Origin of the sequence: Albidovulum aestuarii, from assembly GCF_029961185.1 — a bacterium.
In the GTDB taxonomy this organism is placed as follows: domain Bacteria; phylum Pseudomonadota; class Alphaproteobacteria; order Rhodobacterales; family Rhodobacteraceae; genus Albidovulum; species Albidovulum aestuarii.
Genome location: NZ_JASBQQ010000003.1, coordinates 72,264 through 95,371, shown reverse-complemented (window position 1 = coordinate 95,371; position 23,108 = coordinate 72,264). Strand labels below are relative to the sequence as shown.

20 protein-coding genes are annotated in these 23,108 nt (G+C 62.1%); 9 read left to right on the top strand and 11 right to left on the bottom strand.

The window, feature by feature from the left end:
- The first annotated feature begins 25 nt into the window (after positions 1 to 25).
- The gene (topA, locus tag QKW60_RS08500) at positions 26 to 2,587 is read left to right on the top strand and encodes a type I DNA topoisomerase (protein WP_282367999.1); all 2,562 of its coding nucleotides are present in this window, start codon (positions 26 to 28) and stop codon (positions 2,585 to 2,587) included.
- Positions 2,588 to 2,611: 24 nt separating this feature from the next.
- On the opposite strand, the gene QKW60_RS08495 is transcribed toward topA, so the two are convergent.
- On the bottom strand, positions 2,612 to 3,520 hold the full coding sequence (locus QKW60_RS08495; protein WP_282367998.1) for a LysR family transcriptional regulator: 909 nt from the start codon (positions 3,518 to 3,520) through the stop codon (positions 2,612 to 2,614).
- Positions 3,521 to 3,625: 105 nt separating this feature from the next.
- Here QKW60_RS08495 and QKW60_RS08490 point away from each other — a divergent pair, with 105 nt between their 5' ends.
- Both QKW60_RS08490 and QKW60_RS08485 read left to right on the top strand, forming a co-directional pair.
- A complete protein-coding gene (locus QKW60_RS08490; RefSeq protein ID WP_282367997.1) occupies positions 3,626 to 4,507 on the top strand; it encodes a phytanoyl-CoA dioxygenase family protein in 882 nt (293 codons plus the stop codon).
- On the top strand, positions 4,507 to 5,124 hold the full coding sequence (locus QKW60_RS08485; protein ID WP_282367996.1) for an HD domain-containing protein: 618 nt from the start codon (positions 4,507 to 4,509) through the stop codon (positions 5,122 to 5,124). Before QKW60_RS08490 ends, QKW60_RS08485 begins: the two co-directional genes overlap by 1 nt.
- 378 nt (positions 5,125 to 5,502) lie before the next feature.
- On the opposite strand, the gene QKW60_RS08480 is transcribed toward QKW60_RS08485, so the two are convergent.
- The 6 genes from QKW60_RS08480 to QKW60_RS08455 form a co-directional block, all read right to left on the bottom strand.
- A complete protein-coding gene (locus QKW60_RS08480) occupies positions 5,503 to 6,009 on the bottom strand; it encodes a hypothetical protein (protein WP_282367994.1) in 507 nt (168 codons plus the stop codon).
- A gap of 387 nt (positions 6,010 to 6,396) precedes the next feature.
- Entirely contained in the window at positions 6,397 to 6,666 is a 270-nt protein-coding gene (rpsO, locus tag QKW60_RS08475; RefSeq protein ID WP_282367992.1) for a 30S ribosomal protein S15, read from the bottom strand.
- A gap of 142 nt (positions 6,667 to 6,808) precedes the next feature.
- A complete protein-coding gene (locus tag QKW60_RS08470) occupies positions 6,809 to 7,783 on the bottom strand; it encodes a calcium-binding protein (RefSeq protein WP_282367990.1) in 975 nt (324 codons plus the stop codon).
- Positions 7,784 to 7,889: 106 nt separating this feature from the next.
- Complete coding sequence (locus QKW60_RS08465) at positions 7,890 to 8,423, bottom strand: DUF1643 domain-containing protein (protein WP_282367989.1); 534 nt, start codon at positions 8,421 to 8,423, stop codon at positions 7,890 to 7,892.
- Positions 8,420 to 9,076, bottom strand: a complete 657-nt coding sequence (locus tag QKW60_RS08460) for an RluA family pseudouridine synthase (protein WP_282367987.1) — start codon at positions 9,074 to 9,076, stop codon at positions 8,420 to 8,422. Before QKW60_RS08460 ends, QKW60_RS08465 begins: the two co-directional genes overlap by 4 nt.
- Before the next feature lie 55 nt (positions 9,077 to 9,131).
- The gene (locus tag QKW60_RS08455) at positions 9,132 to 10,028 is read right to left on the bottom strand and encodes a homocysteine S-methyltransferase family protein (RefSeq protein WP_282367985.1); all 897 of its coding nucleotides are present in this window, start codon (positions 10,026 to 10,028) and stop codon (positions 9,132 to 9,134) included.
- Positions 10,029 to 10,175: 147 nt separating this feature from the next.
- Between QKW60_RS08455 and QKW60_RS08450 the strand changes: the two genes are divergently transcribed.
- The gene (locus tag QKW60_RS08450) at positions 10,176 to 10,598 is read left to right on the top strand and encodes a VOC family protein (RefSeq protein ID WP_282367983.1); all 423 of its coding nucleotides are present in this window, start codon (positions 10,176 to 10,178) and stop codon (positions 10,596 to 10,598) included.
- 30 nt (positions 10,599 to 10,628) lie between these two features.
- On the opposite strand, the gene QKW60_RS08445 is transcribed toward QKW60_RS08450, so the two are convergent.
- From QKW60_RS08445 to QKW60_RS08435, 3 genes are all read right to left on the bottom strand, one after another.
- On the bottom strand, positions 10,629 to 11,429 hold the full coding sequence (locus QKW60_RS08445; protein WP_282367981.1) for a GFA family protein: 801 nt from the start codon (positions 11,427 to 11,429) through the stop codon (positions 10,629 to 10,631).
- 63 nt (positions 11,430 to 11,492) lie between these two features.
- The gene (locus QKW60_RS08440) at positions 11,493 to 11,948 is read right to left on the bottom strand and encodes a GAF domain-containing protein (RefSeq protein WP_282367979.1); all 456 of its coding nucleotides are present in this window, start codon (positions 11,946 to 11,948) and stop codon (positions 11,493 to 11,495) included.
- A 69-nt stretch (positions 11,949 to 12,017) separates the two neighbouring features.
- Entirely contained in the window at positions 12,018 to 15,197 is a 3,180-nt protein-coding gene (locus QKW60_RS08435; protein ID WP_282367976.1) for a valine--tRNA ligase, read from the bottom strand.
- A gap of 248 nt (positions 15,198 to 15,445) precedes the next feature.
- On the opposite strand from QKW60_RS08435, the gene QKW60_RS08430 reads away from it, so the two are divergent.
- The 5 genes from QKW60_RS08430 (at position 15,446) to QKW60_RS08410 (ending at position 21,987) form a co-directional block, all read left to right on the top strand.
- Entirely contained in the window at positions 15,446 to 16,543 is a 1,098-nt protein-coding gene (locus tag QKW60_RS08430; protein WP_282368655.1) for a M24 family metallopeptidase, read from the top strand.
- 2 nt (positions 16,544 to 16,545) lie between these two features.
- Positions 16,546 to 17,307 (top strand): nitrilase-related carbon-nitrogen hydrolase, encoded by a 762-nt coding sequence (locus tag QKW60_RS08425; RefSeq protein WP_282367975.1) that lies wholly within the window; start codon positions 16,546 to 16,548, stop codon positions 17,305 to 17,307.
- Positions 17,308 to 18,107: 800 nt separating this feature from the next.
- Complete coding sequence (pnp, locus tag QKW60_RS08420) at positions 18,108 to 20,258, top strand: polyribonucleotide nucleotidyltransferase (RefSeq protein WP_282367974.1); 2,151 nt, start codon at positions 18,108 to 18,110, stop codon at positions 20,256 to 20,258.
- A gap of 132 nt (positions 20,259 to 20,390) precedes the next feature.
- Complete coding sequence (locus tag QKW60_RS08415) at positions 20,391 to 21,311, top strand: hypothetical protein (protein ID WP_282367973.1); 921 nt, start codon at positions 20,391 to 20,393, stop codon at positions 21,309 to 21,311.
- A 25-nt stretch (positions 21,312 to 21,336) separates the two neighbouring features.
- Positions 21,337 to 21,987 carry an acetyltransferase gene (locus QKW60_RS08410; protein WP_282367972.1) on the top strand — a complete coding sequence of 217 codons (651 nt, stop codon included), beginning with the start codon at positions 21,337 to 21,339 and terminating at the stop codon, positions 21,985 to 21,987.
- On the opposite strand, the gene QKW60_RS08405 is transcribed toward QKW60_RS08410, so the two are convergent.
- A complete protein-coding gene (locus tag QKW60_RS08405) occupies positions 21,982 to 23,001 on the bottom strand; it encodes a DegT/DnrJ/EryC1/StrS family aminotransferase (protein ID WP_282367970.1) in 1,020 nt (339 codons plus the stop codon). The genes QKW60_RS08410 and QKW60_RS08405 overlap by 6 nt on opposite strands.
- Between the last annotated feature and the right edge of the window lie 107 nt (positions 23,002 to 23,108).

The following is a 23,108-nucleotide window of genomic DNA, read 5'->3' as shown; positions in this document are numbered from 1 at the left end:
AAAGAACCGTTTTCAAGAGGAAGTCATGGCCGTAGTCGTCGTCGAATCTCCCGCTAAGGCCAAGACAATCAACAAATATCTCGGTTCGGATTATACAGTTCTCGCTTCTTACGGCCATGTCCGCGACCTGCCTCCGAAAGACGGTTCTGTCGATCCCGACGCTGGATTCGATATGAAATGGGAAGTGGCGAGCGACAGCAAGAAACATGTCCGCGCCATCGCCGAAGCGCTGAAATCCGACGACACGCTGATCCTGGCGACCGACCCTGATCGCGAGGGTGAGGCAATCTCCTGGCATCTGAAAGAGGCGCTGGCCTCCTCGATCAAGAAGGGCAAGACCGTCCGGCGCGTCACCTTCAACGCGATCACCAAGACAGCCGTGACCGAGGCGATGGCCCATCCCCGCGATGTCGACGGCCCGTTGGTCGAGGCTTATCTCGCGCGCCGCGCGCTCGACTACCTCGTGGGCTTCAACCTCTCCCCGGTCCTTTGGCGCAAACTGCCCGGCGCCAAGTCGGCGGGCCGGGTCCAGTCGGTCTGCCTGCGCCTCATCGTCGAGCGCGAGATGGAGATCGAGGCCTTCCGCGCCCGCGAATACTGGTCGGTCACCGCAACCCTCGCCACGCCGCGCGGGCAGGAATACCAGGCGCGACTGACCGTGCTTGGCGGCAAGAAGCTCGACAAATACGATCTTGCCAACGCAACCGCAGCCGAACTGGCCGTGCAGGCCATCACCTCACGCGACCTGAGCGTGAAATCGGTCGAGGCGAAGCCCGCCAGCCGCAATCCCTACGCCCCCTTCATGACCTCCACCCTGCAACAGGAGGCCAGCCGCAAGTTCGGCATGGGCGCCAAGGTCTGCATGTCCGCCGCCCAAAGGCTCTACGAGGCGGGCCACATCACCTATATGCGTACAGACGGCATCGACATGGCGCCCGAGGCGGTGATGGCCGCGCGAGAAGAGATCAAACGGCGGTTCGGGGCCGACTACGTGCCAGACAGCCCGCGCATGTACAAGAACAAGGCCAAGAACGCGCAAGAAGCGCATGAATGCATCCGGCCCACGGATATGAGCATGTCGCCCGACAAGCTGAAACTCGCAGACGATCAGAAGAAGCTCTACGACCTGATTTGGAAGCGCACGCTGGCCAGCCAGATGGCCGCCGCGCGGCTGGAACGCACCACGGTCGATGTCGGCAGCGCCGATGGCGAGGTCGTCCTGCGCGCCACGGGGCAGGTCGTGATGTTCGACGGCTTCCTCAAGGTCTATGACGAGGGCCGCGACGATGCGGTGATCGAGGAAGACGACGACAAGCGCCTGCCGCAGATCATGGAAGGCGAGAAAGCGGACAAGCGCAAAATCGCGCCTGAACAGCATTTCACCCAGCCGCCCCCGCGCTATACCGAGGCGACTTTGGTGAAGCGGATGGAGGAGCTCGGCATCGGCCGCCCCTCCACCTATGCCTCGATCGTCACCACGATCCAGGACCGTGATTATGTGCGCAAGGACAAGAACCGCCTGATCCCGGAGGATAAGGGGCGGCTGGTGACGGCGTTCCTCACGAACTTCTTCCGGCGTTATGTGGAATACGACTTCACCGCTGATCTCGAAAACGAACTGGATGAAATTTCGGCGGGCGACCGCAATTACAAGGAAGTGCTGGCGCGTTTCTGGCGTGACTTCACCGCCGCCATCGCAGAAACCGCCGACCTGCGCATCGGCGAGGTGCTGGAAAAGATCGACGAGTTCCTTGCCCCGCATCTCTACCCTCCACGCGAGGACGGGTCGGACCCGCGTATCTGCCCGACCTGCGGCGAGGGGCGGCTGAACCTGAAGACGGCTCGCTCCGGCGGGGCCTTCATCGGCTGCTCGAACTATCCCAACTGCCGCTATACGCGCGCCCTGTCCGGCGCCAATGGCGAGGATGCGGGCGCTGCCGAGAGGGTGCTGGGTGAGGATGGCGGGCAGGAGATCTGGTTGAAATCCGGCCGGTTCGGACCTTACGTCCAGCGCGGCGAGGCGACGGACGAAACCCCGAAACCGCCCCGCGCCAGCCTGCCCAAGGGCTGGTCCCCGGAAAGCATCGACCTCGAAAAGGCGCTGACGCTGCTCAGCCTGCCTCGCGAGGTTGGCCCGCACCCCGACGATGGCGAGATGATCGAGGCCGGGATCGGCCGCTACGGGCCTTACGTCAAGCATGGCCGCATCTATGCCAACCTGCCCGAGGTCGAGGAGGTCTTTACCATCGGCATGAACCGCGCGGTCGAGGTTCTGGCCGAAAAGGCCACCCGCACGGGTCGCGCTGCCCCCGCCGCCTTGCGCGACCTTGGCGAGCACCCCGATGGTGGCGCGATTCAGGTCATGTCTGGCCGTTACGGGCCTTACGTGAAATGGGAAAAGGTCAATGCGACCCTGCCGAAGGAGATCACGCCTGAGGCGGTGACGCTGGAACAGGCGCTGGGGCTGATTGCCGAGAAAGCTGCGAAGAAGGGCGGTGGACGCAAGAAGGCCGCACCGAAGAAAGCGGCAGCGAAGAAACCTGCGGCAAAGAAAGCTCCGGCCAAGAAGGCTGCTGCGAAAAAGTAATGCCGTCAGCAGCCGCTGGGCCCGTCAAATCGTCACCGCCCTGACCGGCTCCGGCGCGGCCACCCGCTCCATCAGCCAGCTGCGAAACGCCCGCGCCGGCCGGCGGAGCGTGCCCGCATCGGGATAGACGAGGTGGTAGTATTCCAGCCCCGGCACGGCGACACCCGGCAGGCAGGGCACGAGCCCCTGCGCCCGCATGATCGGGTCGCTCGCCGGCGCGCGGGCAAGCGCGATCCCGGCGCCATGTCCGGCCAGCGCGGCCGCCATCACCGTCGAATCCACCATCACCATCCGCGCGCCGGCCCCGAGGAGCTTCAAATTCTCGAATACATGGGGCCAGCCGGCACGGTGAGTCGCGACCTCCAGCAAAGGATGCGCCAGAAGGTCCGCCGGGGCCCTGATTGCTTTCGCGATCTCCGGCGTCGCCACCGGATAAAGCACCTCACCCATCAGCCGGTCATGGGCGCGGCCAAAGGCCGACGGCGCGCCAAAGATGATCTTCAGGTCAGAGAAGGTATGGGTGAAGTCCTCGACTGCGTTGCCGGTGGTGAGATGCAGCGCGATATCGGGATGGCACGCGGTGAAGTCGGTGAAAAGCGGTGCCAGCACGCCCTGCGCGAAGATATGCACCGCCTGCACATAAAGCCGTTCCTCCCGCGCGCGGCCGAAGAGCCCCGCCGTCGATGTCTCCAAGGACACGAGCGACATCTGCACCGAGGGCAGATAGGCCCGCCCCGCCTCGGTCAGCCGTACCGCATGCGGCTGGCGGGTGAACAAAGCCATGCCAAGATGGCTTTCCAGCGCCTTGACCTGCTGGCTGACCGCCGGGGGCGACATGTTCAGCTCCGCCGCCGCGCGGGCGAAGCTCTCGGTTCGCGCCGCCGCCTCGAAGACGCGGAGCCAGTTCAGCGACGGGATGCGGGTGCGGTCCATGAGCCGAGGATAAGCTCAGCTTATCCTGACCGGCAAGAGATACCGTTCTGAGCTTTGATGTATCCGCATTAGCATTTTCACAACGCGAGTGACAGGAGACCGGCAATGTGTGTGCCCTTGATCGACGGCCGCCTCTCTGAGGTGGAAAAGGCTCGGTACTGGGAAGACGGTTACCTCTTCCCCATTCAGGCGATTCCGCCCGAAAAGGCCCGCGCCTGGCGGTCGGAACTGGAAACCATCGAACATGACTGGCTCGATGCCGGCCTGCCACTGCCGCTCACCATCTACAAGCGCGTCAACGCCAACTGTGTTCTGCCCTTGGCCCACCGGATCGGCACCGATCCCGCGATCCTCGATATCGTCGAGGGCATCCTCGGCCCCGACCTGCTGATCTACGGGGTGGAGTTCTTCATCAAGGAACCGCGCACCAAGCATAAGGTCACCATGCATCAGGATCTGACCTATTGGGGACTAGGGGCCATTGACGGCATGGTAACGATGTGGCTGGCGCTTTCGCCCGCGACCCGTGCCTCGGGCTGCATGGAGTTTGTCCGGGGCTCGCACCTCAACCCGATACTGCCGCACGAGGACACCTTCGCCGAGGACAACCTCCTCTCCCGCGGGCAGGAGGTAAAAGTCGATGTCGCGCCCGAGGACCGGGTGCCGATCGAGCTCATGCCCGGCCAGATCAGCCTGCATCACGGGCTGACAATTCACGGCTCCGGCCCCAACACCACCGACGACAGGCGCATCGGCGCGGTCGTGCGTTATGTCAACCCCGAAATCGCCCAGCTTGTCGGCGACAAGGACTACGCGATGCTGGCGCGCGGCGCCGACCGGGTCGGCAATTTCATCAACTACGCCCCGCCAACCGCGAATTTCACCCCGGCAAGCCTTGCGCTTTACGAGGAAATCCGCTCGGCTCAGGCCAAGTTCCTGATGAAGGGCACAAGCAACACCAAAGGTCTGTACGCGGAGGCACGCTAATGGAAAAGGTCAGCTTCACCCAGATGAAGGACGGCACGAAGGAGGAGTACGAATTCCTCACCGCGCATGAGATCGACCATACGAAACACACCGCCGACCGCCTGCTGACGGCCCTCGTCGACCTCTACAAGTCGCTCTCGGGCTACCAGATCACACGGCTCGGCCATTCGGTCCAGTCTGCGACTCGGGCCTGGCGCGACGGCGCCGACATCGACTGGGTGGTCGCCGCACTTCTGCACGACATCGGCGACATCTACGCGCCCTACAACCACGACGAATACGCCGCCACGATCCTGAAACCCTTCGTGCGTGAGCAATGCACATGGTGCGTCCAGACCCATGGCGATTTCCAGATGCTCTATTACGGCCACCATCTGGAGGGCTTTGACCAGCACAAGCGCGAACGCCACCGGGGCCACCCCTATTTCGACGACTGCGCCGAGTTCTGCGAACGCTGGGATCAGGCGAGCTTCGACCCCGACTACGACGACCTGCCGATCGAGTTCTTCGCACCCATGGTCCGCGAGGTCTTCGCCCGCAAGCCCTATGACCCGGCAGTGATCCGCATTGGCGAAAGAGTGCCGCTGACGGATACGAATCGCGCCGCCGAACGCTGACCCGGACTGACGCCAAGGTGCAACTACCTCCAGAAGGGCGCCTTCCCAAGACAGCGGTCCAGATCGCGTAATCTCGAATTTGATGCGGACCGTCACGAAAGTTCGGCAGTGGCACCGATCACTTCATCTGCGGCGGCAAGGAGCATTGTGTGCGAGGCCAATCCGGAACCTTGGATACAATGGGCTCGTGCGTTCAGTCGACGCGACGAGACCCTGTTTCATGCTCGCATTGCTATTTTAGGGCAGAAAGCACCGATGCAGTTCCTGCATCTGAGGTTATAATGCTGTTTTCTTTTTAAACGCACAAAACCCCCGGCGGCGAATAGCCGCCGAGAGTAAATTTTTGGTAGCTCGATTTATAAATTCAATCAGAGCCGATTAGTGGCCGCTTTTACCCGGTGCGCTTCCGGTATTATCGGCGTTGCCACCACGGTTTTCCGCACGGTTGTTGTTTTCGGAGTTGCCGGGTGCATCCTGATCACCGTTGCCCCAGCCGTTATTGCCCTTGGACTTCGGATCGTCACCGCCGTCACCACCGTCACCGCCGTCGCCGCCGTCACCACCGTCACCGCCGTCACCGCCGTCGCCGCCGTCGCCGCCGCCTTCGCCGCCGCTTTCACCGCCGCTTTCACCGCCGCTTTCACCGCCACCTTCGCTTGGGGTTTCCCCGGCGAATGCAGCGCCGAAGTGGGTCACAGGACCCAAAGCGACGAGCGCTGCGATCGTGAAAATTCCAAGTAATTCAGTCTTAAAGTCTTTCATAACAGCCTCCACCATGAAGGCATTTCGTATACTATATTTTTCCGAAATTTTGGATGCCCAAGGACTCTTTGTTTGAAAATTCAACTGCAGGTTTATTTTTACCACGTCAAGCTCACGAGCCATTCAATGGCCGCCGTCTGAGGCTGACGCCGCTCGCACAGATACTGCGGTGGCAGATGTCTTAATACATGGAGAAGTAATGTTGGCATCCGCCGCCCGGTGTCCCCGCGCGCCGCAAACCGGTTATGCCGGAGCATCATCTTCCGGCACCAAGGCGCGCGGAATGGGGCCGGAGCAGCGCCCCTCCGCGCTCTGGGCGTGACATGTCCAGTCGGCGCCCGGTTCCGCCCCGACCGATTGCCATACACTTTGCCGACAAAACGCCGACGCTTTGCCGATAGCCGAATTACCGGCTTCGCGGCATTCATTGCCGGGATCGCATCATTCAAGCCACGCAAAGAAAAACGCGCCCCGAAAGGGCGCGTTGGTCTTGGTCAGGTCTGGTCGCGATCAGCGGCGGATGCCGAGACGCTTGATCAGTTCCTGATAGCGCGCGTCATCGTTCTTCTTGAGATAGTCGAGAAGCTTGCGGCGCTGGGCGACCATCTTCAGAAGGCCACGGCGGCCGTGGTTATCCTTCTTGTGGGTCTTGAAATGCTCGGTCAGCGTGGTGATGCGCGAGGTGAGAATGGCGACCTGAACTTCCGGCGAACCGGTATCGCCTTCCTTGGTCGCGAATTCCTTCATGACGCGGGCTTTTTCTTCAGCAGTGATCGACATCGGGGTCTCCTTTCGGATTAAGGGTTATGGCGCAAGCCGGGATGTCGTCCAGCAAGGCCCGTGGAGAAGTAGCCGCCATTTGGGGCGGATGCGGGCGTATAGGGGAAATTTCCTTGAAAGAAAAGCTCTAATCGACCGGCGATCAGACCGGGGACCCGGAGCTTTCGGCAATCAGCCGTACATCGGCGGGGCTGAGCCCGTCAGCCCCCAGAACATGCGCCACAACCTTCCCGTGGATCAGGACCTGCATCGCCCCTTCCAGATCCGGGTCCGGTAGAACAGTGACCACCGGGTCGGGATGGGCCACGGGATCGTAATTCAGCACCAATTGATCTTCCACCGGGTTGTAGTCGGCGATCACCGCAGGCCCAGCGTCGCCGCTGAGCCAGTCCGAAAGCGAAAACACATCCGCCCCTTCCCCGCCCTCAACCCAGTCATCGTGGCCGGCGAAAATCGTGTCGTCGCCTTCGCCGCCATTCAGGAAGTCGCGGCCATCGGCGTCGGGGCCCCCGCTGTCCGGCAAGCGGCCATCGAGCACATCATTGCCGTCCCCGCCCATCAGAGTGTCCTGCCCCAGACCGCCGTCCAGCAGATCGTCACCAAGCGCCCCCTGAAGCGCGTCGTCCCCGCCGCCGCCATAAAGGCTGTCCTGCCCACCCCCGCCGATCAGGTGGTCTCTGCCCGCCCCACCGTCGAGCCGATCATCGCCCTCATAACCCGCCAGATAGTCGTCCCCGGCATCCCCATAGAGATCATCCGCCCCGTCCCCGCCATAAAGGCTGTCGTCGCCGTCGCCACCAAAGATCGTATCGTCTCCACCCTGACCGTGCAGGTCGTCGTCTCCGCCATCGCCATGGATCGCGTCAGCGTCGTCATAACCGCCGATCTGGTCGTCACCGCCGTCGCCGTGGATGTTGTCCGCGCTGTTCGTGCCGGAAATAACCTCGGCCAGCGGCGTGCCCTCAATGGTGTTTTCAAGCTGTTCCGCCTCGGGCGCGTCGATATCGCCCTCGGCATCCCGGTCTGAAGTATCCTCGTCCCCGGTCTTCAGAACACCGCTGAGTTCAACGGCAACACCTGCCGCGAACAGCCCCAGCAACCCGGCCAGCATGAACATCCTGCACCCCCAGATCTTCGCTACCGGCAATCCCCATCGCCGGCATACCCCGCGACCAGTCAAAGCTGGTCACGTTAACATGGGCACAATGGCGGGCTGGATAGATTCAATTTTTGGCACTTTTAGGGCGCGGCAGATCAACCCAAGGCTGCAAATTCTGCACATAGCCAACATAAAGCGGGTGCCGGGGAAATCCGGCTTTCGTCAAACCGAGATGCCAGAGCGGTAACCCGGCTTCCCGCAAAAGCTGCGCCACCGCCGCCCCGCGTCCATGACGGGACCCATGCACACCCCAGCCGCACAGAATACGCTCGGCCGAAGTTGCGGCCGCCAGAAGCTGTGCGTCGTTGTCGCGACCGACCGGCGCCTCCGCCTGCTTCAGGTCGCGCGGTTCGGTGGCGCGATAGGCAAACAGGTTGGCGACCGCGAAACCGCCAAAGCCCAGCGCCCGCGCCCGCCTTTCGCAGCGTTCGATCGTCGGGTCATTACGCTCTTCCGTAGCGGTCGAGGGGTTGAGCAGGATATAAAGCAACCGCCCGCCCGCGCCCCAGTCACGGCTGAGCAGATAGCGATACGCGCCACATTCGGAATACCGCGCCTCAGACCGGGTGCCCGCCGCCTCGTGGAACCGGACGATCACCGGAATGGGACCGGCGCGGTAAAGGTCATACCCTTGCCAGTCTCAGGGTGGTTGAACCGCAGGCTTTCAGCATGCAGCATCAGGCGAGGAAAGTCGCGGGCCGGACCCTCGGCATAAAGCGGATCGCCGAGGATCGGGTGGCTGAGTTCCATCATGTGCACGCGCAGTTGGTGGCTGCGCCCGGTCAGCGGGAAAAGCCGCACGCGGGTCGTGCCGTCCTCGTCATGGCCGAGCACCTTCCAGCTGGTCTCGGCGGGCTTGCCGTTCACATGATCGACATGCTGCCGCGGCCGGTTCGGCCAGTCGACGATCAGCGGCAGATCGACCGTTCCCTCTTTCGGTTCCAGATGGCCCCAAAGCCGCGCGCGATAAGCCTTCTTCGTCTTGCGCGCCTCGAACTGGGCCGAGAGTTCGCGCTGCGCATGGCGCGTCAGGGCAAAGACCATTACGCCGGATGTGTCCCGGTCAAGTCGGTGAACCAGCAAAGCCTCGGGATAAAGACCCTGCACCCGCGCGATCAGGCAATCGGCCAGATCCTCGCCCTTGCCCGGGACCGACAGCAGTCCGGCAGGCTTGTCGATGACAAGCACCGCGTGATCGGCATGGATCACGGTCAGGGGCGTGTCGGGCGGGGCATAGGCGTCATCGGTCATTTTGGCGCGATAGCACGACGGCACCGGCGGGAACCACCCCCCGACTGCACGGGGATCAGACCAGCCGGTGTCCCGCTGCCCTGATCCGCCGGGCGATCTCGGCGATATGGGCGGGACCGGTCTCGCAGCACCCACCGATGATCGTCGCCCCCATATCGACCCAGCGCATCGCGAAATCGGCATAATGCGCGGGCGTCATCTCGGGCCGGGCGTGCAGGGCATCGACGGTCGGGCTGTCTTTCAGGAAATCCTTGGTGATCTGCTGGAAGCCGTTGGCATAGGCACCGAAGGGCAGACCGGAGGCCCTGAAACCGTCAAGCGCCGCTGCCATCGCCTCGGGGGCGGAGCAATTGGCCAAGACCGCCGCCGCGCCGCCTTTCTCCAGCACCGGGCCAAGGGCCGCGACCGGCTCGCCCGAACGCAGGCGCGATCCGTTCTCGTCATCAACGGTGACCGACAGCCAGACGGGCCTGCCACCGGTCTTCGCGCCCTCCAGCACCGCACGCGCATGGGCGAGCGAGGCGACCGTCTCGGCAATGAAGAAATCGACCACGGGGGCCAGGAGCCCGGCAATCTCGGCATATTTCGCCACCGCCTCGTCATGCGGCGGATGGGTCTCGGGACGGTAGGAGGCGACGAGGGGGCCGAGCGACCCGGCGATCCGGCCTGAGCCATGCGCGGCCCGGGCTGCTGCCGCCTCGGCCAATGCCTGCATGTGCAGGCTCGCGAAACGGTCGTCGATTCCGGCCTTCACCAGCCGGTCGTGGTGGATCGCATAGGTGTTCGTCGTGGCCACAGTCGAGCCGGCCTTGAAATAGTCCTCATGCACCGCGCGGACGAGGCCGGGATGATCAATCATCACCTGCGTCGACCAGAGCGGCGTCGGCGCATCGCCGGACCGCGCCACCAGTTCCTGCCCCATGCCGCCGTCGAGAAGCGTGATATCGGCCATCTGTTCTCTCTCCTTGCGGATCGTCGTCCGATCTGCCTGCAATCCTGTCGCTTTCAGCGCTGGCGGAAACCGGCGGACGGGTCAAGCTGAGAATGACGGGGGCCGGGTCGGGTGCGAGCCTCCGACCACCAGCACGAGGTGATGAGAATGGATTTCGAAACGGTCACGCCAGAGGATTTCGGCCGGTCGCTGACAGGGATCGGGCTCAACCTCGTCGTGCGGGACGTGAAGCGGCTCGCGGCGTTTCTGGAGGCGGTTTTCGATATGAAGACGCACCGGGCTACGGCCGATTTCGCCATCATGACCTATCACGGCGAGGTCTTTCAGCTGCATTCCGACGGCACCTATGCCGAAAACCCGCTGCTCGGACTTCTGCCCGAAGCGGGCGCGCGTGGTGCCGGGCTGGAGATCAGGCTATATGAGACCGACCCCGATGTGGCGGCGGAACGGGCTGCGGCTATTCCTGACGCGACGCTCCTGCAGGAACCGACAGACAAGCCGCACGGGCTCAGGGAATGCTACATCCTCTGCGAAAACGGCTATGCCTGGGTGCCGAGCCGACGATTGTGATCCCACACGCAAGCTGGGTTTATATCCACCTTACTTTGTTGGCGGGCTCCACTGGCCGGATTGCGGCAGGCCGTCGTCGATCGCGTAGTAGTCCCCCTTGCTGACCACGAAGATATGGTCCGAAAGCCGACCGCCGGTCGCACCCGATACCGATCCGGCCTCGACCGAAAACTCCTCCTTTGCCGAGCGGAACCAGAGGCTTGACCCGCAATGCTTGCAGAACCCGCGCAGCCCTCCTCCGGGCGTCCGGTATTCGGCGAGCCCCTCTTTGCGGTGCCATGTCACTTTGGCCTCATCGGCGTCGAACGAGGCGGAGTAGTGCCCCGACAGCTTGCGGCACTGGCCACAATGGCAGGCGGTGATCTCGCCCGCCGGGCCCGGCAGGCTGAACGAGACCGCGCCGCAGAGGCAGGAACAATCGATCCGTTCGGGCAGATTGAGAGGGGCTTCAGGCGGCGGTCCTTCGCAGGAATAGTAGTCGCCCCGGTCTTCGGCATGGATGTGCCGGGGCAGCGTCAATCCCGTCGGCCCGTCGAGAGCACCCGGCGCGATGGCCATGCGTCCGCCGTCCTTTGGTTCCCAGAAAAGGCTCGCGCCGCAACGCGAACAGAACCCCCGCCGTGCTGCGGGCGAACTGTCATACCAGGCGAGGGTATTGCCGGATGTGATCGAAAGCCGGTCGAGCGGCACCGAGGTCGCCGCCCAGTAATGCCCGCTGGTCTTGCGGCACTGCCCGCAATGACAGGCCCAGACATCGCGCAGGGGGCCCACCGTCTCAAACCGCACGCCGCCGCAGAGGCAGCTTCCCCGGTGATGTTCCGTATCGCTCATGTGCAGTCTCCGGCCACAGCCAGAGACTGTCCTGCATAGCGGCTATCCGCCAGCCCGCCCGCGTCAGATCCTGCCGAAAACCGACGTCAGGATCGCGCCCAGCCCTTCGGCATCCTCACGCGTGAAGGCGTCGGGCTGGTCACTGTCGATATCGAAGACGCCGATCAGGCGCCCGTCCTGGCCATGGACCGGCAGCACGATCTCTGACCTTGTGGTCGAGGAGCAGGCGATATGGCCTGGGAAGGCGTCCACATCTGCAACGATCTGAACGGCGCCGGTCGAGGCGGCCGCACCGCAAACGCCCTTTTCGAAGGGGATCATCAGACAGCCATGGCCGCCCTGATAGGGTCCGATCTTCATCATCCCCGGCGCGGTGACGCGGTAGAATCCGGTCCAGTCGAAACGGGCATCGGAGTGATGTACCTCGCAGGCCACCGTCGCCATTAGCGCGATTTCATCCGTCTCGCCTTCGGCGAGGCTTTCGATGACAGCAGCGAGGGTCGGGTAGTCGATATTCATGCGTGTTTTCCTGTGGTTAGGCCGGGGGCGCTGCCCCCGGACCCCCGGAGTATTGCAGAACAGAAGAAATCAGCCGATATCGGAAAGGCGCTTCAGCGCGGCTTTCAGTTTTGCTGCTTCTTCCTCGGCCAGCGCCAGTTTCTCGCGGGTTTCCTCGACGATTTCCTCAGGTGCGCTTTCGACGAATTTGGGGTTGTTGAGGCGGCCTTTGAGCCCCCCCATATCCCGTTCCAGTTTCTCCAAGGTCTTGGAAAGACGCGCCTTTTCCTCGGCGATGTCGATGACGCCTTCGAGCGGGATGGCGAAGCTGCCGCCTTCGACGGCGACGGTGATCGCGCCCTTGGGGGCTGCGCCTTCGGTCATGCCGTCGAGGCGGGCGAGGCGGGTGATCATCGGTTCGTTGCCGACCCAAGCGGCGCGGCCACGGTCGTCCATCGCAGTCATCACGATGGGCAGTTTCAGGCCTGCGGGGACGTGCATTTCGGCGCGGGCGGAGCGGATTTCGGAGATGAGAGTGATCACCCAGTTCATCTCGCGGTCGGCATTTTCATCAATGAGTTCAGGGCCGTAGCTGGGCCAGTCGGCATGGACGAGCATCTTGGCGCGCTCGCCGGTCAGGGCCCACAATTCCTCGGTAATGAAGGGCATGATCGGGTGCAGGAGGATGTAGCACTGGTCCAGCACCCAGGCCATCGTGGCCCGTGTTTCCGCCGCATGGTCGCCGTCCATCAAGGGCTTGGAGAACTCGACATACCAGTCGCAGACCTTGCCCCAGACGAAAGCGTAAAGCGTGTTGGCGGCGTCGTTGAAGCGGAACTGGCCCAGCGCCTCGTCGACCGCGATGCGGGCACGGGCGGTCTCTCCGATGATCCAGCGGTTCACCGTATGGTTTGCGTCTGGCACGCGTATGGCATCCGTCCCGACAGCGTCCCGACAAAGGGCGCTGTTCATCTCGGCGAAACGGGTGGCGTTCCAGAGCTTCGTCGTGAAGTTGCGGTAGCCCGCGATGCGGTCTTTCGACAGCTTCAGGTCCCGCCCCATCGCCGCCATTGCGGTCAGCGTAAAGCGCACCGCATCGGCGCCGTATTCGTCGATGAGGTCGAGGGGGTCGAGGACGTTGCCCAAGGACTTCGACATCTTCTTGCCCTTCTCGTCGCGGACGAGGGCGTGGACATAGACGGTGTGGAAGGGGACCTGATCGACGACCGCAAGCTGCATCATCATCATCCGGGCGACCCAGAAGAAGATGATGTCGAAGCCGGTGACGAGGACGTCGGTGGGGAAGTATTTCTTCAGCTCCTCCGTCTCTTCGGGCCAGCCGAGCGTGCCGATGGGCCAGAGGCCGGAGGAGAACCAGGTGTCGAGGACGTCGGGGTCGCGCCACATGGGAATGTCATTGCTGGCAACTGGGAAGTTCGTATCGTCCGGCCACATGTGTGGCTCGTGATCAACTTCCACCAAGTTCGCAGGCGCGTATCCGGCCCGATCTATCCAGACTTTTCGGATTTGCTCTTTTGCCTCTTCAGCAGACGCGGCGCAGAACTCCATTGTAAGAATGCCGCCCGACGTCAGCTTTCCGCCAAGAGCGTCTTCATCGAACTTGTTTTCTCGCTTGAAATCCATGGCGCGCGACAAAGGGATCGAATCTGCGACGCTCATTCGCCACGTCCCCGGTTCTCCCTTGAGGTTCGGGACCATCGCTGTCCACACCGGAATCTGGTGCCCCCACCAGAGCTGGCGGGAGATGCACCAGGGCTCGATGTTTTCCAGCCAGTGGAAATAGGTCTTGGCGTCGCGTTCGGGCAGGATGCGGGTATAGCCTGCATCCGGGTCGAAGCTGCCTGCCTCCTGCGCCGCCATGCCCTTGCGCACCGCCTCCAGCGCCGGTTCGACGATCTTCGCGGTATCGACGAACCACTGGTCGGTCAGCATCGGCTCGATGACGACCTTGGACCGATCGCCATGCGGCTGCATCATCTTGTTCTGCTCGACCAGCGGAATGCGTTCGAGGTGCTCGGCGCCGGTTTCCTTGTCGATGCTCTTATGTAGAACGGTGACGGCCAGCCCTTCGGAGGTGATCTGGTCGATCACGCGCTTTCGCGCCTCATACCGGTCCAGCCCGCGCAGGTCGTCGGGGACGAGGTTGAGCGCGTCCGTCTCGGCCTCGGAGAGTTGGCGTTCGCCCTTGGCGACGGCCATCGCGATGGTCGCGGCCTCGGCATAAGCCGCGCCGTCAGCGCGCATCGCGGCCTTGGTGTCCATCAGCCGGTAGCAGGGGATGTTGCCGCGCTTGGCGACGCCATAGTCGTTGAAATCATGCGCGCCGGTGATCTTCACCGCTCCGCTCCCGAAGGTCGGGTCGGGGTATTCGTCGGTGATGATCGGGATCAGGCGGCGGTGTTCCTTCGGCCCGACCGGAATCTCGCAGAGTTTCCCGACGATGGGGGCGTAGCGTTCGTCCGACGGATGCACCGCGACCGCGCCGTCGCCGAGCATCGTCTCGGGCCGGGTCGTCGCGATGGAGATGTAGTCGCGGACCTCGCGGAGGGTGACGTTGCCGTCCTCGTCCTTCTCGACATATTCATAGGTCTCGCCGCCCGCGAGCGGGTATTTGAAGTGCCACATCTGGCCCTGCACCTCGATCTGCTCGACCTCAAGGTCGGAGATCGCGGTCTCAAAATGCGGGTCCCAGTTCACAAGGCGCTTGCCGCGATAGATCAGCCCCTTGTTATACATGTCTACGAAGACCTTGATGACGGCATCGTGGAAATTGCCCTCTTCGCCCTTGGGCGCGTTCGGGGCCCCGGACATGGTGAAAGCGTTGCGCGACCAGTCGCAGGAGGCGCCGAGGCGCTTCAGCTGGTCGATGATGGTGTTGCCGGATTTCTGCTTCTGCTCCCAGACAAGGCCGGTGAACTCATCCCGGCTCATATCCGTGCGGCGGCGGTTGGTTTTGGCGAGTTCCCGTTCGACGACCATCTGGGTCGCGATGCCCGCATGGTCCTGCCCCGGCTGCCAGAGCGTGTCGAAGCCCCGCATCCGGTGCCAGCGGGTCAGGATGTCCTGCAACGTGTTGTTGAAGGCGTGGCCCATATGGAGCGAGCCCGTCACGTTCGGCGGCGGGATCATGATGCAGAAGGTTTCAGGCCGCGAGGCATTGGCCCCGGCCTTGAAGGCGCCAGATTGCTCCCATGCGGTGTAAAGTCGTTCCTCGGCCTCGGCGGCGTTGAAGGTCTTTTCCATGGCCATGTTCTGTGAGTCCCGCTGGGTAATTTCGGCGTCGCAACGCCTTAGCGAAACCGCACGGAAAGGGCAACAACTCGGCGGGTTCGCGGAACGAACCGGTGCGACGGGGCGTGTCGCTTTTGGGCGGTTGGTCGCGATGCGGCTGACCATAGTCTTCGATGAACCGGGGCTGGATCAGGGATGGTGGTGGAATGCTGGAAGAGGCAAGGGCGCGAACGGGCGCATTGCAGACAGAACTGGCGTAAGCCGGGATAGATGTCGCGGTCCTGACGGATGAAAGCTCCATCGCGTATTTCGCGGGCTTCTGGGGCTATCTGTCGGTCGAATTCGGACGGCCGACTTTCCTGATCGTGCGCCCGGACCGCGCGCCGGTAGTGGTCACGCCACTGATGGAAAGCGAAATGGTGGCGGCGATGACCTGGGTTGCCGATGTGGAAACCTGGGAGGATATGGGGCCAAACGGTTGGCCCGCGGTTCTGGACCGGGTGCTGGGCGATAATCCCGGGCGGGTCGCGATCGAGCGCGGGTCGATACCGGCGATCGTGCGCAACTGGTTCGAGGATGAGCGGCCGCAGGCGCAACTTGCCGATATCCTGCCGATCATGCGACGCATGCGGATGGTCAAATCACCAGCCGAGATCGAGGTGATGCGGACGGCAGGCAAGATTGCCGGGGCGATGATGGCGGCGGCGGAAGGGGCGCTGGCCGAGGGCGCGCCGGAATACGAGGCGGCGCTGGCGGTGATCAATGCCGGGACACGGGAGGCGGCGGGGTTCCTGACCGACAAGGGCTGGGAGGCCTTCGTCTCGCCGATGATCCATAACCTGCAGGTGATGCAGTCGGGGTCGGACACCTCGATGGTGCATCGCCGCGCATCGGTCAAGCGGCTGGCGCCGGGCGACCCGGTCTACTTCTGCTTTTGCAACATGGCGCAGTTCAAGCTCTACAAGCTTGGCTTCGACCGGATGTTCTTTGTCAGTCATGTCTCGGACGCGGCCGCGCGGGTGCAGGAGGCGGCGATTGCCGCCCAGCAGGCGGCCATTGCGGCGATCCGGCCGGGGGTGACGGCGGAATCCGTGGCCGAGGCGGCGAATGTGGTCTACCGCGAACGGGGCTATGAGACCGGTTATCGCACCGGCCGGTCGATCGGCATGTCCTATCTGGAAGCGCCCGAACTGAAGACCGGCGACACGACGGTTCTGCAACCGGGTATGACCTTTGCCGTGGACGGGGGCATTTCGGTCGATGGCCAGTGTGGCGGGCGGATCGGCGACAGCATCGTGGTCACGGAAACGGGTTGCGAGTATCTGACGGACTATCGCCGTGAATTGCTGGTCGTGGGGCGCTGAGAATGCGTGTGGCGATATTCCAGTCGGCGGGGGGCGGGCGAACGCCCGGAGAGCGGATCGCTGCGCTGAAGGCGGCGATTGCGGCCGGGCGGCCGGACCTTGTAGTCTGCCCTGAACTGTTCCTGTCGGGCTATGCCGCGCCCGCCGATATCGCGCGATATGCCGAGGGGCGGGACGGGTCGCTGCAGCGCGCGGTAGCTGCACTGGCAAAGGCGCAGAACTGCGCGATCGTCTGTGGGTGTCCGGAGCGCGACGGCGGCACGCTATACAATTCCGCAGCGTTTTTCGGGGCCGATGGCAGCCTCGTGGCACATCACCGCAAGCTGGCCTTTCCATCGGGCTTTGAAAGCGACACGTTCACCGCTGGCAACCGGATCGAGGTCTTTGACTATGGCGGGATCAGGTTCGCGCTGCTGATCTGCTGCGACAGCGAGATCCCCGAAACCATGCGACTGGCGCGGCGCAAGGGCGCAGAGGCAGTGCTGGTACCGACGGCGCTGACTGCGAACTGGCCCGGCGTCGCGGAAAAGCTGATACCGACACGCGCGTTCGAAAACTGTCTCTGGGTTTGTTACGCCAACCATGCCGGGACTGAGGGTGGCCTGACCTATCTGGGAAAGAGCTGCATTGTCAGGCCGGACGGCGAAGACGCCGCGCGGGCAGGTGCCGGGCACGAAATGATCAGCGCCGAGATTGAGCAAGCCAGTGTCGCCGCAGCGCAGGCGCGGCTGCCATATCTGGGGGCTGTTCTGGATATCTCCTGAGGTCACAGCCGGGCGATCCGGCCATAGGGACCGCCTCGCATAGCGCCTGCCAACGCACAAGAGCGCAGATGTGCTGTCTCGCTTGACGGAACGGAACGCCCAAGCTGCAACCTGCGGGCGTCCTGTTTGCGGAAGGGGAATTCGGTGAAACACACGCTCCGCGTTCTGGCCGTCGCGCTTATGCCCGGGGGGCTACCCATGCAGCGCCGCTGGACGTCTTCCGCGACTGCGATACCTGCACGAAGATGATCAAACTGCCGATGGGCGACTTCGTAATGGCGCGCCTGATGACGAGTTTCGGCCCGACCTTTTAACATGCGGGTCTCCAATCTGAGTTGGCGGACTCGCCGCGGCGACTGCTTTGGGATTAAGGCACATGCCCGGCAAAGAGTCGGACGTCACACCTACTTGCTACACTAAGCGCGTTCTCAATGGCCAGCGACACAGGCATGGCTGGAAATTTGCACTGGTGATTTTGCCACCGAGCATTGCGCGGTGGTAGTTATGCGCTGCTACTGGATAGTGCGCGCGCAGCTTGGAGATCTTTCTTTGGAGAAGGATCACCGAACCACACCGTCGAATTCCGGATCACGAAGGAACTGGACTGATCCTGCGCGCAACCGTCATTCCAACCCGCCCCTTCCCAACCCAGCCGTTTTCCTGTATGGCCCCCGCCATCTGTGACGTGAGCCCATGCCCCCGGGCGCATGCGAAGGATTGGGGGCGGCGGCAATGGGGCCGCTATGAAAAAAGGGGAGACACGGGATACGCCCGTGCGTGCTCCCAAGAGGAAACGATATATGTTCAACGTGACAAAGAAATCCATCCAGTGGGGCCAGGAAGAGCTGACACTGGAAACGGGAAAGGTCGCCCGTCAGGCCGACGGTTCGGTCATCGCCACCCTTGGCGAAACCTCCGTCATGGCCAACGTGACCTATGCCCGTCAACAGAAGCCGGGACAGGACTTCTTCCCGCTGACCGTGCATTACCAGGAAAAGACCTATGCCGCCGGCAAAATCCCGGGCGGCTTTTTTAAGCGTGAAGGGCGTCCTTCGGAAAAGGAAACGCTGACCTCGCGCCTGATCGACCGTCCGATCCGCCCGCTTTTCGTGCCGGGCTTCAAGAACGAAGTGCTGGTGATCTGCACCGTTCTGTCCCACGACCTCGTCAACGATCCCGACATCGTCGCGATGATCGCCGCCTCGGCGGCGCTGACCATCTCGGGCGTGCCCTTCATGGGTCCGATCGGTGCGGCGCGCGTTGGCTTTGCCAATGGCGAATACGTGCTAAACCCCGAAGTCAGCGATATGGACCAGCTCCGCTCGAACCCCGAGCAGCGGCTTGACCTTGTCGTCGCGGGCACCAAGGACGCCGTGATGATGGTGGAATCGGAGGCCTATGAGCTGTCCGAGGCCGAGATGCTGGGCGCCGTGAAGTTCGGCCATGACGCGATGCAGCCGGTGATCGACCTGATCATCGACTTCGCCGAAGATTGCGCCAAGGAACCCTTCGACTTCCAGCCCGCCGATTATTCGGAACTGTATGCGAAGGTTCAGAAGGCAGGCGAGGCGCAGATGCGCGCCGCCTTCGCGATCCTCGACAAGCAGGAGCGGACGGCCGCGATCTCTGCCGCCGTGGACGCGATCAAGGAAGCGCTGACGGAGGAAGATCAGGCCGATGCCAATCTCGGTTCGGCGATCAAGAAGCTGGAAAGCTCGATCCTGCGGGGCGATGTCGTCGCCAACGGCAAGCGCATCGACGGCCGCGACACCAAGACGGTCCGCCCGATCGTCTCGGAAGTCGGCATCCTGCCGCGCACCCATGGTTCGGCGCTGTTCACCCGCGGCGAGACGCAGGGCCTCGTGATCACCACGCTCGGCACCGGCGAGGATGAGCAGATCATCGACGCCCTGCACGGCAACTGGCGTTCCAACTTCCTGCTGCATTACAATTTCCCGCCCTATTCGGTCGGCGAGGTTGGCCGCTTCGGTCCTCCGGGCCGCCGCGAGATCGGCCACGGGAAACTGGCCTGGCGCGCGCTTCAGGCGGTTCTGCCGGCACCGACCGACTTCCCCTACACGATCCGCATCGTGTCGGAGATCACGGAATCGAACGGCTCCTCCTCCATGGCCACGGTCTGCGGTTCGTCGCTGTCGATGATGGATGCGGGTGTGCCGCTGAAGGCGCCGGTCGCCGGTGTCGCCATGGGTCTGATCCTCGAAGAGGACGGCAAATACGCGGTCCTGACCGACATCCTCGGCGACGAGGATCACCTCGGCGACATGGACTTCAAGGTTGCAGGCACCGAGGCCGGCATCACCTCGCTCCAGATGGACATCAAGGTCGCGGGCATCACGCCGGCGATCATGGAGCAGGCGCTGGCGCAGGCCAAGGACGGCCGGATGCATATCCTGGGCGAAATGGCCAAGGCGCTGACCGAGGGCCGGAGCGAGTTTTCCGCCCACGCCCCGCGCATCGAGACGATGACCGTGCCCACCGACAAGATCCGTGAAGTGATCGGCTCGGGCGGCAAGGTCATCCGCGAGATCGTCGAAGTGTCGGGCGCCAAGGTCGATATCAACGACGACGGCGTGATCAAGATCGCCTCAGCCAACGCTGAATCGATCAAGAAGGCCTACGACATGATCTACTCGATCGTGGCCGAGCCGGAAGAGGGCAAGATCTATACCGGCAAGGTCGTCAAGCTGGTCGATTTCGGCGCCTTCGTGAACTTCTTCGGCAAGCGCGACGGTCTGGTGCATGTCTCCCAGATCGCCAACAAGCGCCTGCAGCACCCGAACGAGGTGCTGAAGGAAGGTCAGGAAGTGAAGGTCAAGCTTCTGGGCTTCGACGATCGTGGCAAGGTGCGCCTTGGCATGAAGATGGTCGATCAGGAAACCGGCGAAGAGATCGTGCCGGAGAAGACTGAAAAGGCCGACGCTGAGAGCTGATAATTCCCGAACGAAAGAGGCCCGGAAACATTCCGGGCCTCTTTGCTATTGTGGCTTGAGAGTGCCATTCCAGTTAGGAAACGGCGACCTATTCCATCAGCAACGAACGTATAACTCCCGGGAGATCAGTTGATGAGCCAACTTGCCCATGTCGAGCGCCCGGATCGCCCCATCATCGTCAACTGCCCTTCTTTCGATGAAAACAGCGGTGGAGCTATTGTACTTCACGCCTTGGTGGATCGGCTTCGCAAGCTAGGGGTTGAGGCATATGCGGTTAAGATCCTGAAAAAAGACTATGCGGAGGTCGACGCGCATTGGCTCCGCGCCCTGAAGCGGTGGAATATCCGCCGCAAGCAAACGCGTTTCAAAACGCATCCGTCGATGGATGTGCCGGTTGCACCAAAGGAACGCATCGGCGAGGGAATCATTGTCTATCCCGAAACGGTGTCCGGAAACCCGCTAGGCGCCTCTCGAGTGGTACGCTGGTTGTTGAACCGGCCTGGATATCTGGGAATTGATTCAAAGATCGCTTCGAGTGACGAAGTATTTTTCTATCAAAAGGTTTTTGCCCAAGACATACAGGGCATTCCCGACACCAGATTGCTGCAACTCCGCTGGCTTCGCGAAGATATCTACAGCGATCTGGGCCTCCCACGATCGGGCTCGTGCCGCATGATCCGCAAGGGGACCAATACTGCGGGGCAAGTTCCCCAGCCCGACCCCGCTATCCTGTTGGACGGGAAGAGCCACGCCGAAATTGCCGAGGTCTTCAACAGGACAGAGATTTTCTACTGTCACGACCCCTATACGATGTATGCCTATTACGCCGCGCTTTGTGGATGCATACCCGTTGTCATTCCTCAGCCCAACCTGAGCGCAAAGGATTGGCGCGCCGGGTTCGAGTTGAAAAAAGGAGTTGCTTATGGCGAAGAAGAAATCGATTGGGCGCGGTCTACTCGGGATGACTTGATTGCGGATATGCGAGCTGCCACGGAACGTGAAAATGAGACTGTCATACGGTTCCTCGCTACGCTGAAGGCGCGTTTCGGGTAGGTGCGGACCAAAAAGGGGATAGCTCTTGCGGGATATTGCTATTTACGGGTGCGGTGGCTTCGGGCGAGAGGTACTCCAAATTCTGCACGCTTTGAACGTTCAGGCGCGCCAATGGAACTGCCTTGGATTTGTGGTTGATCCCGGTATTACACATCCGGAGACGGTGCATGGCCTGCCTGTCTCAGATGACATCGAAACGCTCGAACGCGGTGCACGTGCTGACGTCGCGGTAGCGATCGGAAATCCCTCTGCCCGGCGATCCATTGCAGAGCGGATGGGCGCAATGGGGTGTAAGTTCCCTACACTGGTCCATCCACGCGCATGGATCGGTGATCGTGTGTCACTCGGCGAAGGCGTTGTGATTTGCGCGAATGCCTGTCTGACAACGGACATAACCGTGTTTCCGCATGTTCACGTCAACCTGTGCGCGACCGTGGGCCATGACGCTAAGTTGGGCGCCTATTCAACCATCAGTCCCGGGGCGAACATCTCTGGAAAGGTTACGCTGGGAACCGGCGTTGAAATCGGAACCGGCGCCGCCCTAATTCAGGGTGTCAGTGTTGGAGATGGCTCAGTCATCGGGGCAGGCGCCGCAGTAATTCGACCGATTCCACCCCACAGTACAGCCGTGGGCGTACCTGCTAAGATTATCAAAACCAGCACAGACAACTCATAGTAACCGTGCGATTTCTTCTGCCAGTTCGCTATCAGACAACTTGCTAACATCCGGATGGGTCGGAATATTCACGAGACGGGAATAAAGAGACGTGGTTTGAGGCAAGTCGGCAAGTGGTTTGTAGTATTTGCCAAATGTCAGGCGGCGGGCCTCCACGATCCGCTCCAGAGGAATCTCGTTCGGCGCCAAATACCCCCAACTCATGGCTGGAGCTGTTGGACCGAACGGTCGGATGGGTGACAGACCAAGATCGCTTGCAATCCTATATACGCGTTTCGCTTGTTCGAGATACAGCGGTTCCCATTGCGAGACCTTTTCAAGACGGTCAATCAGGAAGGCACAGGCAATATCCGATATCTTGCCGTTGTTCAGCCAGCATGCGGCGTCATTCGGCAACGGCCCATAATTGAGTAGACCATAGAGGTCTTCAGCAGCTTCCGGCGGCGTCAAAGCCAGCCCACCCTCACCCATACCGTAGGGCTTGGTATGATGAAGGCTGAGTGCTTGCCACGGCCAGTCCGGCATGGTCCGGCTGATGCCAGCAGCATTGTCAATCAGTAAGAACTTTCCGGATTCGCGTGCGTAGGTGACATATTCGTCGAAGTCCTGAAAAAGACCAAAAGGATTCACGACAATGATGCCGTCAAAGCCCTGCTCCGGCATTTTCCGCACCGCATCGATATCCAGAAGCCCCTGCGTCGTGCAGTCCACCAACGCCATGTCGGCAAAGTATCCACGTCCAAGATTGTGAAAGCTGAATGCAGAGCCGACCCATCTTAGTTTGCGGCCCTGACGCAAAGACAGCAGCCTTGCCATCGCCTCCAGCGCGATCCCAGCGTTGGCACATGGAGTAACGGAGCAATCGCTTCCCAATCCAAAATGCTCTGAGTAGTCATCTGCGAGTTTTGTGTACAGCGGCCCCCTATTCGCCCAGAGGTTCTGCGACGCGCACTGCTCTAGCAGGCACGAAACACGGTCCAAGTCAGGTGACTTCTGGTTCACAAATTTGATCATCTGCTGAGTATTCGTTGGCAAGGGTGGGAGAGAAGTGCGGTTTGCTCTTACCGGTTAGTAGACAGTTCTGACAGGCTTCACTAGTGACATTGGCCTAAATTCCAAAC